The following is a 16,769-nucleotide window of genomic DNA, read 5'->3' on the forward strand; positions in this document are numbered from 1 at the left end:
TTAGACGAAATAACTATGCTAAAATGGCTGTAACAAGCCTAATAGGCCCCAGAATCTATTTTAAAAATGAGGGATTATAATGATCACTGATGCACTGCGCGTGTTTGTAACCGTTGCAGAACAACGTCATTTCTCCAAAGCCGCAGAGCTGTTGAACCTGTCTCAGCCGGGAGTTAGTCTACATATCAAGAATCTGGAGAATGAGCTTGGAGCCAAGCTGCTGCACCGTTCACCGAAGCAAGTCTCCCTGACCGAAGCCGGGTCCATTCTCTATAGACATGCCAAGCGGATTTTGTCCCACTACGAGGACGCCCGTCAGGAGATTCAACTGCTTCAGGATGAGGTCACAGGCAGTATCCTGATCGGGGCCAGCTTTACGATTGGCGAATATATTTTACCGGGGAAGCTTGCGGCGTTCGCCAGCCAATACCCACAGGTCAATATTCAGGTCACGATCGGTAACACTCAGGAGATTATCGGGGCTATTCGAGGAAATCAGCTGGATATCGGTTTTGTTGAGGGTGAAGTGCAAGCTTCCACTGACCTTGAGATTATCCCTTACATGAAGGATGAGATGATTGTTGTAGCCTCCTCTGATCACCCGCTGTCCGAATCTGTTGTTGTAGAGCAGGCCATGCTACAAAATCAGGTCTGGGTACTACGTGAACTAGGCTCAGGAACTCGCGCCTTCAGTGACCATTTCATCCAGGAGACGGGGATTGAAGCGAAGCGATCCCATGTCTTCACCAGCAGTCAGGGCGTGAAGGAAGCCGTCGCTGCCGGGCTTGGAATCGCTCTTTTATCAAGATGGGTGGTACGAAAGGAACTTGCTGCGGGTGAAATTACTGAGCTACGCATCCGGCAGCTGCAATTAGAGCGAAGCTTCTCCATCATCCGTCATAAGGAACATTCCCGTTCGATGGCGGTGGATGTGTTTTTGCAAAAGCTGCTTTTTGGCAAAAAAGAAGGCTGAAGGCTAAACGCCTTCAACCAGTATTCCCTCTTCTAAATGCAGTACACGATCACACCATTCCAGCATTCGCTCGTCATGCGTGACCATCACTGCTGCCTTACCTTCTCTCTTTACCTCGTCGGCAATCATGCTGACGACCTCTTTGCCTCGCTTAAAGTCGAGGCTAGCCGTCGGCTCATCCGCGAACAGAATCGCCGGCTTGTTCATCCACGCCCTGGCGATGGCGACCCGCTGCTTTTCCCCACCGGAGAGTGCCTCTGGGTATTGGTTCCGCCGTTCCCAGATCCCCAGGCGCTTCAGCAAGTAATCTGCCCGCTGCTTGGACTCCTTCGTCCCAAGCTTCGCCAGCTTGGCGACATACAGGAGTTGCTCTTCCACCTTCAGATACGGGAGTAGCTGAGCGCTTTGGAACATGAAGCCGATTTTCTCCAGCCGCAGCTGAGTCAATGCGCTTTTATCCTTGTCTTTTAACGATTCCCCGTCAATCAGGACTTCACCGCTGGTCGGCGAGAGGAGTGCACCTGCTGTAGACAAAAAGGTACTTTTCCCGGAACCCGAGGGTCCCAGCACCGCTACGAATTCCCCTGCCTGAACTTCCAGGTTCAGCTTGTTCAGCACCGATATGGTCGTGTCCCCGTCACCATAAGTTTTAGTTACTTGCTTCATTGTTAGTTTCGCACTCATGCGTAAGCCCTCCCTATCGCTTCCAATGCATCGACTTTCGCTACCCGTACCACCGATATGAGCGATCCACACAAGGACATACCTACGAATAATAAGCTGGTCCACAGAATCGTCATCGGTTCAAGTTGGAATGGCATCGAAGCCGGCAGCGCCATGTTCATCCCAAAGGTCAGCGCCAGACTGATAACCAAGCTCGCAATGGACAGAATCATAACCTGACCTACGACGCTCCAGGCGAGGTAAGACATCTTGGTGCCCATGGCTTTGAGAATGCCGAACTGGCTTGTTTTTTGAATGGTGATGACATAGAAGAACACAGCCAGTACAAAAGCAGCAATAACAAACAGGAAGACAATCATCATGAGTAGAGAGCCTTGCTCGGCGGAATATCCCGGAATGCTCTTGATCGCCTGCTTCTGGGTAATAATCTCCACATGATCCAGCTTGCCATTCAGCTCGGCGGCCTGATCACCAGTGATCTTCAGTGCAATAACATTAAAGGATGCTGCTTGCGGAGAACCTTCTCCTTGGCTAGCACCTTGCTTCATCTCCTGCCACTCTTGTTGATTGATATAAACCACAGGGGTATGGCTATAGGAGCTGTCCTTCACGAATCCGGCTACGGTAAAACTTCGGCCAGTTGCCTGATCGCGGAGCGTGCTTCCGATGGTAATACCGGACTTCTCCAACTTCTTGTCTACGAGCACGCTGCCTGTGGTGTCATTCGTGAGCTTATCGCCCTGCACCACCTTAGGAGCCAACATTCCGTTCATATCTACTGCAAAATAAGTAATGTCAGCCTTCACGTCATCGGCGTTGCCACTCCCTGCGGTAACCGTGCTCATCTGAACTGCAAGCGGGGTTGCGTTATCCTCTCCGGTGACGGCCCGAACCGCTTCAAGCTCTGGATCGCCCAGAACGGAACGTCTGAAGGTATGCTCCGCATCGCTCTGTACCGCGAAATAATTCGCCGGCATGTTCTCAATAGCGGAGATATTAGCATAGGCCAGGCCTCTTGCTAGTCCAGTGACAAACAGGACCAGAAATGAGACCAGGAGCATAATCACCATGATCAACGAATATCTGGCTTTGGAATGCCTCATCTCTCTCAGGGCTAAAAACATAATACCACTCCTTCTACTCTGTATAGCTACAGTGTAGAAAGTGAAAATGAACGGAGTATGAATAACGAATTACAAAAACCCACTATTTACAATAGTGGGAGGGTCACGGTGAATGTCGTCCCTTCACCTACGCTGCTCGTAACCTCCACGGTTCCGGCATGTGCTTCAACAATCTTTTGCACAATGGCAAGTCCGAGGCCGCTGCTATGCGTCTCATGGGTGCGCGCCCGGTCGACTTTATAGAAACGGTCGAAGATCATCGGCAATTCTTCTTCGGCGATGCCTTCACCGGTATCTGTGACCGATACGACGCAGTTTCCCCCAACCAGCTTGGAGGTAATGGCAATGGAGCCACCGACAGGAGTGTATTTGATGGCATTGGACACCAGGTTCATCCACACCTGATAGAGCAGATTGGAATCAGCTCGGATGTTGATATCCGCCAGATTGAGACGTACGGCGAGCTGCTTTTCCGTTAGCCTCCACTCCATAATCTGCACAACCTGACGTAACTGGGCCTTCAAATCGAAGTCTTTCTTAGTCAGCGCCTCGGCATCATAGTCCAGCGAAGACAAAGTAAGCAATTGCTTGCTGAGCAGGGATAGACGACGGCTCTCTCCGTCAATGATGGTGAGATACTCCAGCCGCTGCTCTTCTGGCAGCGATGTTTCTCTAAGCGCATGCGCAAAACCCTGTATCGACGTAAGCGGCGATTCGATCTCATGCGAGACATTGGCGACAAACTCCTGCCGTGCCTGGTTCGTCCGTTCCAGCTCCCGGCTCATCACCATAAAATGCGAAGCCAGTTGGCCAATTTCGTCCTTCCGCCATGTGTTCAGTCTGATATCGTAACGGCCCTTGGAGATCCGCTTCGTGGCTGTAGTCAGCCGTGTAATTGGTCGTACAATATGAAGTACACCGATCATCACAAAGCCCAGACTGATTAGAAGCGTGAACCCAATAATCATCGCAAAAAAGATCCGCAGCTCTCCGAACTGAACCTGAGCATCCGGCCGTAGGAACAGCGCATAAGTGCCTGCCGCCGTGTTGATCGGCACGCCAATTGAATTCCGCAGCTGGTTGTCAAAAAAACCAGTGATAAACGGCTTGCTAGGAAACTCAGCAATTCCGTGGTATATCTGACCTCCAAGCACTGTGTCGATCTGCTCTTTCTCCAGATCCTTGACCCGGAAGGGCTCGCCATAGGTGCGCTCGTTGCCTTTTCCATCCGTCAAGTAGAGCCGGTAGCCGAGGGCTGCCGTGCTTTGCAAATAATCCTCTTGCGACTCAGGGTGCGTGGCAATAAACTGCTGGATTTGTACAGCCATCCCGGTTAGCTTCGCATCGTTCTCCGGCTTGACCTGAGACTGATAGTAGAGATTAGAGATCAGGAAGCCGAGCAGACTGCTCACAACAATGATAGAGCAAAAGACAATACACATCCGAACATACAAAGATTTCATGTGTTGATCATCTCCACCTTGTAGCCGATGCCCCGCACCGTCCGAATTACAAAATCATCTTGATACGCCGCAAACCGCTGCCGCAGCCGTTTAATATGTACATCAACCGTCCGCTCATCTCCCTCATACCCCGCCCCCCAGACCAGCTCAATCAGCTCGGAACGCGAGAACAGCCGACCCGGATATTGAGCTAACTGCGCCAGCAGCTCGAATTCCTTTACAGGAAGCAGCAGGACATCATCCCCATCGTTAATCTCATAATTTTTGCGGTCAATGACAAGGGAATTCAGGCGGATCTTATCGTTGGAAGCCACAGAATAACGCCGGAACAACGCCTTCATCCGAAACAACAGCTCCTCCGGCTCAAAAGGTTTGGTCAAATAATCGTCGGTTCCCCGCAGGTAACCTTGCTCTTTGTCACTGAGCTGCTGACGTGCCGTCAGAAGAATAATCGGGATATCATACGTCTCACGGATATGTTGGCATAGCTCCAGCCCATCGACATGGGGCATCATCACATCGACAATCGCCATGTCCACCGTGTGCTCTTTTAAGACCGTAATTCCTTCCCGGCCATCCTTGGCCTCCAGCACCTGATATCCTTCTCTCGTTAGCACATGCTTTAATAAAGTACGGATGTTCATATCATCATCGGTCACTAGAATTTTCTTCATCTCTTCTCACTCACTCTCTGCCATACCTGGACATCATATAATGCTCCCATAGTATCAACATTAGAGCGATTCAACAACTCTTTGTAAGTCTGTGAAGCGCTAGTTCAATCGCCTGTGGTACGGATAAAGGGAATAATACTCTCTTTTAGAGAAAGCAGAGGTCCGCCAATAAAAGTTTCCAGATCTCGTGAGGTAGAAGAGGTATCGAGCTTGACGAGGAATGGGTAGATCCAGTGCTGCACCCCTGCGTCTTGCTTATGAACCACTGGCTGACCAGAGATCTCCGACAGTACTGCAGCGAGATGGCCGAAACCCCACGTCTCTGAGGCAGACAATTCATAAACGGTATTCTCATGGCCGGTTGAAGCCAGTATGCTGGCTGTGCCCAGTGCAAGATCACGACGGGTTGCCGTGTTAAATGCCCATTCCCCCGGTGCAGTAATCAGTTCGCCGCTCGTTATCGCTTCATTCAATCCAAGTACGCCAACAAAATCCGTATATAAGGCATTGCGAAGAAAAGTATAGTTCAGACCGGAATTAAGAATTGCCTGCTCCGTGCGCAGATGCACATTATGCTGCGGATCGGCACCAGGCTTCGGAAAAGCAATACTTGTGTAAAGGAAATGCTCCACCTTCGCATTCTTCGCTGCTTCAATGACATGGCTATGCTGAACATAGCGGATATCGTCATCCGTATTCGAGCTGGAGATGAGCAGCAGCTTGGTAACCCCGGCGAAGGCTTCACCAAGGGTATCTGGAAGATCATAATCCACAACCCGGATCCCCGCTCCGAGGGACCGCAAAGGCTCTGCCTTCTGCAGGTTCCGCACACCTGCTATCACCTGCCCCGGAGGGACAAGTTCCACCAGTCTCTTTACAATCATTGTTCCCAGCTGCCCGGTTGCTCCGGTAATAAGTATCGACATAAATAACATCCTTTCAAATATGCGAATTTAGTTAAGTTATTAACTATTCGGACAAAAAGAGCGTGCTGAAAATTGGCAGTTGAACTATGGCTTACATGTCTACGAACCTGTTGACCATGAAGGCCATCGTCCAACTCCGGCAAGCAACGTTTTCTTTAGCTACGCTCTATTCAATTTCCGAAGTAATCCCATCAATTGCTCCATTTCCTGCGGCTCCAGCCGCTGCATCCGCTCACCCACAGCAAGCCGATTTTCCGGTAAATGCTCCTCCAGCAAGGCTTCACCTTTACCAGTCAAGGAGATCACCGTCTTCCTGCCATCTGCTGCATCACTGGCCCGACTGATGTAGCCGTCCTTTTCAAGAGGAGTCAGTAGCAGGCTAATATTGGCCTTGGTAACCCCTATGGTCAACGCCAGTTCGGAGGGTAGGATGCTGCCGCCCTGCTTGGCGATCTCTACCAGAATGCGGATTCTCGCCCCATTCAGACCCTTGGATTGCCAGTACTTCTCGGAAACAGCCACCAGATTGGCTGTCGTCTCCACCAGAGTGAAGAACGCTTCCGTATGCAATGGCTGGTTCAGTACATATTTCTGCAAATCATCCATAACTTTGTTGTCAGCTCCAATTAGTTAATAGCTTAACTATATTCAAAATACATCAGCTCTGCGGCTTTGTCAAACTATGCAGATCATCGCGCTACCATCATCTTAAAAAAATAGGCCAACCTCAAGTATCCTGTTGACCTGGTACTACTCCCTCCACATTAAGGAGGTTATTAAAAATAAAACAAATCTTCAAATTTTTTATCCAGCGCAATGCATAAGATCAAAGCCAGCTTGGCGGTGGGATTAAATTGTCCTGTTTCTATAGAGCTTATCGTATTTCTTGAAACGCCAACCATTTCAGCCAATTGTGCCTGAGATAATTTCAGCTCTGTTCGAGCTTCCTTTATAAAGGAATACTGAACTTCACCGGCATAAAAAATACACCCCTTAAATAGCATCGGATAAACCAAGGGTTTATTCCAATGTCATTTCTAAGGGGTGTATTTCACATAGACTGAGGGGTACTGTTGTTACTAAATCAACACAGGATTGACTGTCACAGGCTCCTCACTATAACGCTTGCGGCCTTCCGGCAGCACTTCCAACTTAATCAGTTCTGAGCGGCTCGCGAGGCGGATTGGTGGTCCCCAAGTGCCGAAGCCGGAGGAGACTACGACATGCAGGTTGTCTTTTTGCAGATATCCCCAATCAAGCTCAAACAATCGTTTGGTGATCCAGTGATTCGGTGCAATCTGACCGCGGTGCGTATGGCCCGACAATAGAACATCCACCCCGGCCTCGGCTGCAGCTCCAAAACCGGTCGGTTGATGGTCCATCATGATAACAGGCTTGGAATGATCAATTCCCTCTAACAGTGCAGGTACGCTCAATCTGCCACCGGCTTCCATCGTTTCCGCAGTTTTGTCCTTACGACCTACGATATAAACACCAGCTGTCTCCACAACCTCATCTTGTAGCACTCTAATCCCGATGCTCTTCATCACTTGAGTATATTCCTGGATGGAGCCGCCATAGTATTCATGGTTCCCCAGCACAGCATATACACCATAACGGGCTTTGAGCAGCTTTAACTGCTCACTCATCCGATTCCGAACGAACGGCTCGATGCTGTCATCCAGCACATCCCCGGCTAGCAAGACAATGTCCGGCTGCATGCGGTTGATCTCTGCCACCATTTTTTTCAGATGACGATTGCCCACGATATTCCCCAGATGCAGGTCGGATGCTACGGCGACGGTCAGTGGCTTCCGAGTTCCACGCGATTTGGCGATGGGCAATGAATGATTCCGCACAACCGTACTCCAAGCATTTCTGGAGCCCCAAATCAAGAACAGGGCCAACAGCACTAGCAGCACCCCGCCAGCATCAGACACGAAGGAATAAGGCACTTTACCACTCCAGTGGAGCAGCAGATAAACCAAATCTGTCAAAGGCAGCAGGAGAATAGCAAATTCCATACAAGCCAAATAGTATGAACCTACGACTTTAAACAGTCTTCCAACTGGTTTAATCCCCTGCGGCCATGGAATCATTCCGATGACGTATGCCAGTGCAACAATTGTAAAGAGACTCCAGAACCAAGCCGGAGACGATCCTGGCAGCCATTCCTGAACCAGCAGCCACAGGTGATAGCCGATGTAATAATTCACTAGAACCAACCCAAGCAGCATTAATACTCCCGAGGCTATTCTTTGCAAAATCTTCATTGTGTTTCTCCCCTTTACTGCATTCTTCTGTATCTAACTCAAATCATAACACAAACCGTTAACACAGTATAAATTCCACGCATGGGATCGTCAAAAACCGCAGATTTATTCCTGCTGTAATGGCCCTAGCTCGTTTCTATTTTTGAAACTTTTATGCATTTTTTGAGGTTTATTTTTAACTTCCGTTATTATAAAAACAGCTTTTGCTGCAAGACTTCTCCGGAGAAGTAACTCAAGCAACAGAGCTTCAAGAGAGGAAGTGACTTGATCCCTAATGTCAGCCAAGATTTATATCGCTCTACTCTCCCTTGCCATCAGCGCGTTTGCTATCGGCACAACAGAGTTTGTCCTGGTAGGGCTACTGCAAACGGTAGCGGATGATCTTTCCATCAGTATCACACGAGCAGGAACACTTATTTCCGGCTATGCCATCGCAATTGCCGTAGGAACTCCGCTCATCGCGACCTTTTCAGGGCGTTTTCCCAAAAAGCAGCTTCTGCTCCTTTTGATGGCCATATTTACCTTAGGCAACTTGCTGGCAGCATTCTCGCATTCGTATGGTCTGCTAATGTTGTCACGGATCATTACAGCCATCGCCCACGGTGTGTATTTTGCAGTAGCAGCTACCGTTGCTGTGGACATGGTTCCGGCCAGTCATAAAGGTACCGCTGTCTCGATCATGTTCACCGGACTAACCGTAGCCACCATTGCCGGCGTTCCCATGGGAACGTATATCGGCCAGCATTTCGGCTGGCGGGCTACCTTTGGCGTTGTGGCCGCACTTGGCTTCATCTCTTTGGTCTCCAATGGTCTGGCGATCGGTAAGGTTAGTCAGGATTCGAGCAAGCTTCGCTTAAGCGATATCAGAAAGCTGGTCTTTAACAACCGTATCCTGCTGGCCTTACTGATGACCGTACTCGGCTTCGGGGGAACGTTTACCTTATTCACCTACCTTACGCCTATTCTGGAAAATATCAGCGGCTATGCACCCAGCTCCATTACGCTTCTGCTGCTAGTCTATGGAGTTGCTGTTGCGATAGGCAACCTAGTCGGCGGAAGACTCGCCAATGCGCACCCTGTAAAATCGCTGCGGCTTGTGTTTTTGTGCCAAAGCATTGTATTGCTGCTGCAAATCGTACTGCTGCCGAGCAAGCAACTGACCATTCTGGGGCTTGTCTTAATGGGCTTCTTCGCCTTCATGATGTCTCCGGGAGTTCAGGCCTACATCCTGACACTCGCTGAAAAGTTCGCCCCGTCAGCTAAAAATCTGGCATCAGCACTGAATATTTCCGCCTTTAATATCGGCATTGCGGCTGGATCTACCATAGGAGGCTATGCCGTGGACCATCTGGATTACTTGGACACTGCTTGGCTTGGAGCCATCATGGTGTGTGGAGCTATGCTTTTGGCCATGCTCAACTATCGTCTAGACCGACAACAACAACTTTTTGAGGAGTGAAATTATGATGAATCTTCAATCGCTGGAACAACTGGAGAACCAACTCCAATTAGATCATTTTACTAACGAGGATGCCCTGGAGCTCGGACTTACCATTATCAACTATGCCAAAGAACAAGGCACCTCAATTGCCGTTCATATTGAGCGGAACCGCGTCCCATTGTTCACCCATCTGATGGAAGGCACCTCTGATGAGAATCACCACTGGATCTTCCGCAAAAAGCGGGTAACTGACCACTACAACCGTAGCTCCGCTTACATTGCCGAACGTTTCGCCCAAAGTGGAACTACGCATACAGAGAGCTCTCTTCTATCACCCGCTGAATATCAGGCGGTAGGCGGAACCTTTCCGCTACGCATCAAAAACGTAGGTGTAATAGGCTCCGTTACAGTGGCCGGACTAACAGGTCAACTTGACCATGATTATGCGGTAGAGGGCCTAAAGCGATTTATAGATAGTAATTAATTCAGGGGAAACGTCGGGAAAATACGGCTGCATAATGCCAAGTCAATTTCCACGACGTTTCCCCTGTTTTTCCAACTTTCTGGTATTGGTGACATCTTAGACAAGAACATTCAAGAACAATGAGAAGCTTTTTATGATTGCTATTGCGCTAAATCAAGGATGTAACGGCTTCATCTAAAGATTAATCTTCAATGATAAAAAGCGAGGCCCTCCCTGCCGGCATTGTTATTCATTCTCCAGCAGTTTCGATATCTGCATGCTGCATTCCAGTAATTGTCTGCTCAGCGCCCGGTCTTTCTTTTTGGTCATCCGCGCAGAAGGACCTGAGATGGCAACAGCAGCTATAGCAGTCCCTTTATAAAAAACAGGAGCCGCAATACAGCGGAGGCCGATTTCCGTCTCTTCGTCATCAATGGCATACCCTTGCTGGCGAATCACTTTAAGATGCTCTCTCAGCAAGTGGAAATCGTCAAAGGTATTTGGGGTATTTTTGTGCTGGATAACGTTCTTCAGTATAGCTTCCAGCTTGCGTTCATCCAGATGTGCAAGAATGGCTTTGCCGAAGGCGCTAAGATGTGCGTAAGCCTGGTCGCCCACCTTGGAATGAATCCGCATCGTATGTGTTCCTTCTACCACTTGGGTTGTCACGACATGGATACCGTTAAGAATCCCAATGTAGAGGGTCTCACCGACCTCACGGCTCAAATGATACAACGGTGGGACAGCCACCCAGTCCAGCCTGGGGGAAGGGTGACTCACGGCTCCGCCTATTTTCTCCGTCACACTATAAGCGAAATCCGTCTTTTTCACATAGCCTGCAAGCTCCAGGGTATGCAGCAATCGATATGCGGTAGATTTATTCAGATTAACGATCTGGATGATCTCACTTAGTTTCATGGACTCTGTCTGCTGCAGCGTCTCCAGGATCAGAAGCCCTTTTTTTAAAGTGGACGATTCATATTGCTTCAAGATACTCACCTCTTGTCTGTGGTGTAGCCATAATAAGTCAAAGGCAACAGAAGATCAAATATTGATCCATTCATATCAACTATTGAAATATAATTTCTGTATGCAAAAAGCCAGCAAACTCCGGCTAGGAAGCTTGCTGGCTTTAAGTCATGTTATACGGCTTTGCCGCGGCTGGCCATGTATTCACCGATCAGCTTGTCACATTTATTAATGTGATTAACAAGCCAGTCCGTCAAGGTTCGGTTCAATTTGATCGTAGACAGAACGGATACGCCCTTGGCGTTGATCGTTTCTTCAAGCTCAAGCACTGTTTTCACAAAATCCGCGTGGGTCTTGCGATGCTCTGTCAGCTCCGGAAAATCAATCTCTCCCATCAGTTCTTCTTCGTCGCCGAAATGCTCGAGTGTGTACTCTTTCAGGAATTTCAGAGTTTCCATAATCTTGTCCCGGCCCTGCTGATTCGAGCAAGCTTCGAAAAACTCATTGAGCTTCGCCAGAAGCTGTCGGTGCTGACAGTCAATCTTTTCTACCCCAATATCATAAGAATCTTTCCAGGCAATCATGGCCTCATCCCTTCGTTATCCCAAACCATTCAAATGGGAAATAAGGTATATTCTCCACCTTTTTGCATGAAAATTCTGTTAACAACATCACACGACAATTTTCTACAAGAAATATTATCAATGCTGGCTATCTATGGCTCCACTCCGAGTTAAATCGGTACAACTTCGATGGGCGATGTCCAGCATCCTTGGTGTACTCTTCGGTTTCGGTAACGGCATCGGCCATTTTCCGGCGAAAAGCTGCAGCCAGCAACTCTTTTCCGAGAATAATCTCATACACTCGCTGTAATTCTGACAATGTGAACAATGGTGGCATCAGGTTGAAGACAATATCGGTATATTCAGCCTTGCCCCGCAGACGCTCGATCGCATACTCAATCATGATGGAATGGTCAAAAGCTATTCCTTGGCTCTCTATAACCTCACGTGATAGTTTTTTGACACGGCCCTGTACGGACTCCACGATTCGCACAACTCCAGATAGGGTCTCTTGCTCATTCTGAAGCTTGATGCGGACCCGCTTCTCTGTATCCCTTCCTTGTTCAGTGGTTCTTGTGTGTTCTTCTTCTATCGAATAGGACACATCGAACCAGGCAGCCTCTGTCGCATCGTCCCCAGCTCGTACATCCAGCGTAGCTCGGTCAACCAGCGCCATGTACGAGCAGCTAATGACCCGAGTACGCGGATCACGATGCACATCTCCCCAAGTAAATAGCTGCTCCATATATAGATCCTCTATATTCGTTTCGCTGTACAACTCGCGCCGCGCCGCATCCTCAATGCTTTCATCTACAGCAACGAAGCCGCCCGGCAATGCCCACTGGCCCAGGTACGGGTGCTCGCCCCGTTTGATCAATAGCAGCTGGAGAGATTTTTGGGGAAGCTTGCGGTAGTTGTCTTGTTCCAGATCCATAACGGTAAAAATCAGCATATCTACTGTTAGAGAAGGGTGTTCATAGGCATTAGCATCATAATTCGCTAGAAATTGTGCTTCAGTCAACCCACTGGCGTCCGTCAGGCTTGAATCAGGCATAAGTTTCATGCTCCTTTTCTATAAAAACATTAATATTATCCAGTTGTTAATATCATATTGTAATTATACACTCATCTCCCTGTACCCAGTCAACAACATAGAAAAACCGGGAGCATCCTCATAAAAAGGACAGTTCCCGGTTCCAAAGATTCTTGTGTATCTTCTTCTCTAAACACAGTTGAGCGCCAAAGACTTAATCCTATATCTGTATACAAATAAAAAAAAGAGTATACCCGCCCAGAGAAAATATCTGTCAGCCATAAATAGTGACAGTACCTCTTAGCAGATATACTTTTTTTGCGAACGAACAGTCAACTATATTTTTTAAGCTTATTGTTAAATTGGCTCAATGTGTACATGCACGTAGGAGACCCGGTGCTGGTCCTTCAATTGATCCTCAATTTCTTCCGTAATATCGTGGCTCTGAACCACATTCAGCCTGGCATCCACCAGCACGGTTGTATCAACCAAAATGTTATTGCCGTGGACACGGGCTTTAATATCCTTGATCGACTGCACACCGTCAATTTCGGCTACCGTACACTTCATCCGTTCAAGCTCCGTCGCGTCGAATCCATCTGTCAAGTCATGAGTGGCCTTGCGGAAGATATCAAATGCAGTCTTGCAGATCATCAGGCCAACGATGGTCGCTGTAAGCGGGTCCAGCCAGGGAATCCCGAATTGGGAACCGATAATCCCGATAAAAGCACCTATGCTGACCAGCGCATCCGAGCGGTTGTCCTGCGCCACAGCTTCAATAGCATTGCTGTTGATACGCCGCGCCAGCTTTATGTTGTACATATAGACCGCCATCATGATGATTGCACTTCCCGCCGCGGTCCAGGCAGCGATGAGATCCGGTGTCGCAAGTGACGGCTCCATGAATTTGTTCACACCTTGGTACAAGACCTGAAGTCCGACCGCGATCATAATAAAAGAGGCAATCATTGCCGCAATAGTCTCTGCACGGAAATGTCCGTATCGGTGATTGGAATCCGGAGGTCTACGCGAAATTTTCAGCCCCGTCAGGACAGCTATCGAAGCTATAATATCCGTAGTATTGTTCAATCCGTCGGCAAGCAGCGCCTGGGAACCCGAGATCGTTCCTATGAACAGCTTGACGGCGGATAACAAAATATACGTTGCTATGCTTAGCCAGGCACCTCTTTCACCCTGTTTTATGTCTTTGTAATTATCCAAAACCAAGTACCCCCAAGCAATAGTATTGTTCTATATTACACGCAGCTAATCGGGTGGGTCTAGAGAAACAGTGTTGCCGAACGGCGCAAGAGTTACCCCTACCAAATAGAGTTGGGACACATGAATTTTTTTGTCGTGTGCAACAATATTTGACTCCGTTCAACTTTTTTTAGTCTGGCGGGCGATAACAAACATAAAAAAGCGGTTGTCTCAAAGCCATAGGCTCTAAGAACATCCGCTTTTGCATGAGCTATCCATTGAGATAGCCGATATTTACTGGCGACTAGATGCTCATGGTTAGTGCCTAGAAACTCACGCTCGTAGCTGGTGGCTCATAACCCATGGCTCATAACCCATGGCTGATGATTCAAGACTTGCGACTTGAAGACCCATACTCGTTGATAGTGATCCACGACTTGTGGCTTGTACTCATACTCATGGATCGTGACCCATGACTTGTAGCTAGTAACTCGCTCACGGCTTAAAATAATGGCAATTTTGCACCTTAATTCAAGATACAATTCATATATTTGGAAAATAAATGCAATTTCGCACTCTATTTTCGCGGATATAGCCTATTTCAGGGAAAATCTGGAGAATTAACATACATTTCTGCCCTTAATTCCTGTTTTGCATGTATTAATCACAAATTAAGGGGCGAATTTGCATCTATTTCTTAAGCCTTTGACCTTCTTGACGCTAGCCAACCGCATGGATCAAAGGCACAGAGCAACGGTTTTCCAGAAACGCAAAGCAGCGATTCTCCAATAATGGAAGATCGCTACTTTGCTGTGTCATTGCTTTTTCAAATGAAGCAAGGCTATCTCTATCGAGGAAACACCACTTAGGTGACGTCCTCAATAAGTAGTCTGATATTACTCTGCTGGAGCAGTAAAGCTGCGAGTAGCAAACTCAGCATCTAGCATATAGAAAGCGTTGCTGTCTTTTTCGATACGTTTCAGCTTGGAGATGATGTTGCTAAACAATGCTTCTTCTTCCACTTGCTCGTCAATGAACCATTTCAGGAAGTAGATGGTCGCATGCTCGCGCTCGTCCAGGGCAATATCCGCAAGATGGTAGAACTTCTTGGTGTTCTGTTGCTCATGGGCATATGCATGCTCAAACGCATCCAGCATCGAAGTGTATTCATTCTTCGGCTCCTTAAGCGCCGCCAGTGTTGCCCGTTTGTCGCGGTCATTAAGGAATCTGTAAATTTTCATTGCATGAAATCTTTCTTCTTCAGCTTGAACCAAGAAGAAGTTAGCAAATCCGTCGAGACTCTCACCGGAACAATAAGCAGCCATCGCAAGGTATACGTGAGCAGAATAGAACTCAAAGTTCATCTGTTCATTAAGTGCATTAAATAATTCGTCTTTCATGGACACGTCACCTCAAAATTTAAATTTAAAAATATGTATCGTCTCACATATATCTTATCACCCAGACTGATAAAGGGGCAAGTCTACCCTCACGGCTACTGCTCAGAGCCCCTTCTCCTTGGGACAGATAGACGAATAATGGTATTATGGAATTTAAAGGTGGATACACTAAAGCGGGTTCCGATATCAATCCACATTACTTCATGAAGACGAAAGGAAGATTCCAACGATGAAATCAGCAGATCGCCTGACGATGCTTTCCACATATAAAAAACGCATTCCCCTTATTGCTTCAGTGCTTCCCATTGCTTCCGTACTACTCTTGTTTCCCCTTCTTAGCGGCTGTGGCAGCGGCACTTCGTCATCCACAACATCCGTACAGACGCCTCCAGTAACGCCATCCATATCAGCAGCGGAGCCGTCCAAAACAGAAGGTAACGTCTCAACACCTACGCCCGCAGCGCCTACGGCGGAGCCTGATCCTACAGCCCTGCAGCTTCAGAGCCTGACCCTTGAGGAGAAGATCGGACAAATGCTGCTGGTCGGCATTAATGGCACTACCCTGGATGCGGGAGCCAAACGAATGATCACAGAAGATAAAGTAGGCGGCATTATCCTCTATGGCAACAACATCGACAATTTGCAAGATATGGTCAATTTAGTTAATGCCATGAAGAAAAGCAATGCAGCCAATCCTGCTCCTTTGTTCATGAGTGTCGATCAAGAAGGTGGAAAAGTCAGCCGTATGCCTACGGAGTTCGCTACCATCCCCTCTAACGCCAAAGTTGGCCTTACCAATGACGTGAATGCCGCACGAACCATGGGCACACTGCTGGCTCGGGAGGTACGATCGGCCGGGTTCAACATGAACTTCGCTCCTGTGCTGGATATTAACAGTAATCCCAAGAACCCTGTTATCGGCGACCGTTCCTTCGGCAATTCGGCGGATAGCGTTGTGAAACTGGGCATTGCCGAGATGAAAGGCATTGAGAGTGAACGGGTTATCCCAGTAGTGAAGCATTTCCCTGGACATGGCGATACCTCCGTAGACTCTCATCTGGAGCTGCCTGTTGTAAATAAAACAAGGGATCAGCTGGCTCTGTTAGAATGGCTTCCCTTCCAGGCTGCCATTAAGGAGAATGCCGATGCGGTCATGGTGGCTCACATTCTGTTTCCTAAACTGGACCCTGACAGACCTGCATCCTTATCTCGCAGTATCATTGGCGACCTGCTTCGGAAAGAGATGGGCTACAAAGGAGTCGTTATCACTGATGACCTGACGATGGGCGCGATCATGAAGCATTTCGACCTGGGCCAAGCTGCGCTTGACAGTGTCAATGCTGGCAGCGATATCCTGTTGGTCGCCCATGAATATGACAATGAGAAACGTGTTCGCGAGGCGATTCTGCAGAACGTAAAGAACGGTAAGCTCAAGGAATCGAGAATCGACGAGAGTGTCTACCGTATTTTAGCGTTGAAGCATAAATACGGCCTGACTGACAACTCCGTCCCCGTTCCTGATCTTACCGTTCTCAACAAAGATATTAAGGCTTGGCGCTCAACAATTGCTAAATAACTGTGTT

General features: G+C 48.2%; 17 protein-coding genes. 4 read left to right on the forward strand and 13 right to left on the reverse strand.

Annotated elements, in window-relative coordinates; genetic code table 11:
- The first annotated feature begins 79 nt into the window (after positions 1-79).
- Positions 80-973, forward strand: coding sequence for a LysR family transcriptional regulator (locus tag ACFORK_RS10635; protein WP_379198437.1), 894 nt, complete (start codon positions 80-82; stop codon positions 971-973).
- Between the two features lie 3 nt (positions 974-976).
- Here the strand turns inward: ACFORK_RS10635 and ACFORK_RS10640 are convergent, their stop codons facing one another.
- From ACFORK_RS10640 to ACFORK_RS10675, 8 genes are all read right to left on the reverse strand, one after another.
- Positions 977-1,657, reverse strand: coding sequence for an ABC transporter ATP-binding protein (locus ACFORK_RS10640; RefSeq protein WP_379198439.1), 681 nt, complete (start codon positions 1,655-1,657; stop codon positions 977-979).
- Positions 1,654-2,760 carry an ABC transporter permease gene (locus ACFORK_RS10645; protein ID WP_379198441.1) on the reverse strand — a complete coding sequence of 369 codons (1,107 nt, stop codon included), beginning with the start codon at positions 2,758-2,760 and terminating at the stop codon, positions 1,654-1,656. Before ACFORK_RS10645 ends, ACFORK_RS10640 begins: the two co-directional genes overlap by 4 nt.
- A 107-nt stretch (positions 2,761-2,867) precedes the next feature.
- A complete protein-coding gene (locus tag ACFORK_RS10650; RefSeq protein WP_379198443.1) occupies positions 2,868-4,244 on the reverse strand; it encodes a sensor histidine kinase in 1,377 nt (458 codons plus the stop codon).
- Positions 4,241-4,918: a response regulator transcription factor gene (locus ACFORK_RS10655; RefSeq protein WP_379198445.1), complete on the reverse strand. Its 678-nt coding sequence runs from the start codon at positions 4,916-4,918 to the stop codon at positions 4,241-4,243. The genes ACFORK_RS10650 and ACFORK_RS10655 overlap by 4 nt, the downstream gene beginning before the upstream one ends.
- A gap of 104 nt (positions 4,919-5,022) precedes the next feature.
- Complete coding sequence (locus tag ACFORK_RS10660) at positions 5,023-5,844, reverse strand: NAD(P)H-binding protein (protein WP_379198447.1); 822 nt, start codon at positions 5,842-5,844, stop codon at positions 5,023-5,025.
- A 159-nt stretch (positions 5,845-6,003) separates the two neighbouring features.
- A complete protein-coding gene (locus tag ACFORK_RS10665; RefSeq protein WP_379198449.1) occupies positions 6,004-6,450 on the reverse strand; it encodes a MarR family winged helix-turn-helix transcriptional regulator in 447 nt (148 codons plus the stop codon).
- A 170-nt stretch (positions 6,451-6,620) separates the two neighbouring features.
- Positions 6,621-6,848 (reverse strand): helix-turn-helix transcriptional regulator, encoded by a 228-nt coding sequence (locus ACFORK_RS10670; RefSeq protein ID WP_379198451.1) that lies wholly within the window; start codon positions 6,846-6,848, stop codon positions 6,621-6,623.
- A 75-nt stretch (positions 6,849-6,923) separates the two neighbouring features.
- Entirely contained in the window at positions 6,924-8,117 is a 1,194-nt protein-coding gene (locus ACFORK_RS10675; RefSeq protein ID WP_379198453.1) for a metallophosphoesterase, read from the reverse strand.
- Positions 8,118-8,391: 274 nt separating this feature from the next.
- On the opposite strand from ACFORK_RS10675, the gene ACFORK_RS10680 reads away from it, so the two are divergent.
- Both ACFORK_RS10680 and ACFORK_RS10685 read left to right on the forward strand, forming a co-directional pair.
- Positions 8,392-9,576 (forward strand): MFS transporter, encoded by a 1,185-nt coding sequence (locus ACFORK_RS10680; protein WP_379198455.1) that lies wholly within the window; start codon positions 8,392-8,394, stop codon positions 9,574-9,576.
- A gap of 4 nt (positions 9,577-9,580) precedes the next feature.
- Positions 9,581-10,042 carry a heme-degrading domain-containing protein gene (locus ACFORK_RS10685; RefSeq protein WP_379198457.1) on the forward strand — a complete coding sequence of 154 codons (462 nt, stop codon included), beginning with the start codon at positions 9,581-9,583 and terminating at the stop codon, positions 10,040-10,042.
- A 225-nt stretch (positions 10,043-10,267) separates the two neighbouring features.
- On the opposite strand, the gene ACFORK_RS10690 is transcribed toward ACFORK_RS10685, so the two are convergent.
- The 5 genes from ACFORK_RS10690 to ACFORK_RS10710 form a co-directional block, all read right to left on the reverse strand.
- Positions 10,268-11,011, reverse strand: coding sequence for an IclR family transcriptional regulator (locus ACFORK_RS10690; RefSeq protein WP_379198459.1), 744 nt, complete (start codon positions 11,009-11,011; stop codon positions 10,268-10,270).
- A 152-nt stretch (positions 11,012-11,163) separates the two neighbouring features.
- Entirely contained in the window at positions 11,164-11,574 is a 411-nt protein-coding gene (locus ACFORK_RS10695; RefSeq protein ID WP_379198461.1) for a bacteriohemerythrin, read from the reverse strand.
- Positions 11,575-11,701: 127 nt separating this feature from the next.
- Positions 11,702-12,607 carry an NUDIX hydrolase gene (locus tag ACFORK_RS10700; RefSeq protein ID WP_379198463.1) on the reverse strand — a complete coding sequence of 302 codons (906 nt, stop codon included), beginning with the start codon at positions 12,605-12,607 and terminating at the stop codon, positions 11,702-11,704.
- A gap of 336 nt (positions 12,608-12,943) precedes the next feature.
- A complete protein-coding gene (locus tag ACFORK_RS10705; RefSeq protein WP_379198466.1) occupies positions 12,944-13,807 on the reverse strand; it encodes a cation diffusion facilitator family transporter in 864 nt (287 codons plus the stop codon).
- A gap of 875 nt (positions 13,808-14,682) precedes the next feature.
- Positions 14,683-15,186, reverse strand: a complete 504-nt coding sequence (locus ACFORK_RS10710; protein ID WP_379198468.1) for a ferritin — start codon at positions 15,184-15,186, stop codon at positions 14,683-14,685.
- A 229-nt stretch (positions 15,187-15,415) separates the two neighbouring features.
- Between ACFORK_RS10710 and nagZ the strand changes: the two genes are divergently transcribed.
- Positions 15,416-16,762 carry a beta-N-acetylhexosaminidase gene (nagZ, locus tag ACFORK_RS10715; protein ID WP_379198470.1) on the forward strand — a complete coding sequence of 449 codons (1,347 nt, stop codon included), beginning with the start codon at positions 15,416-15,418 and terminating at the stop codon, positions 16,760-16,762.
- Positions 16,763-16,769: the final 7 nt, after the last annotated feature.

This window comes from Paenibacillus sp. GCM10012306 (assembly GCF_042649265.1).
Taxonomy (GTDB): domain Bacteria; phylum Bacillota; class Bacilli; order Paenibacillales; family Paenibacillaceae; genus Paenibacillus_AQ.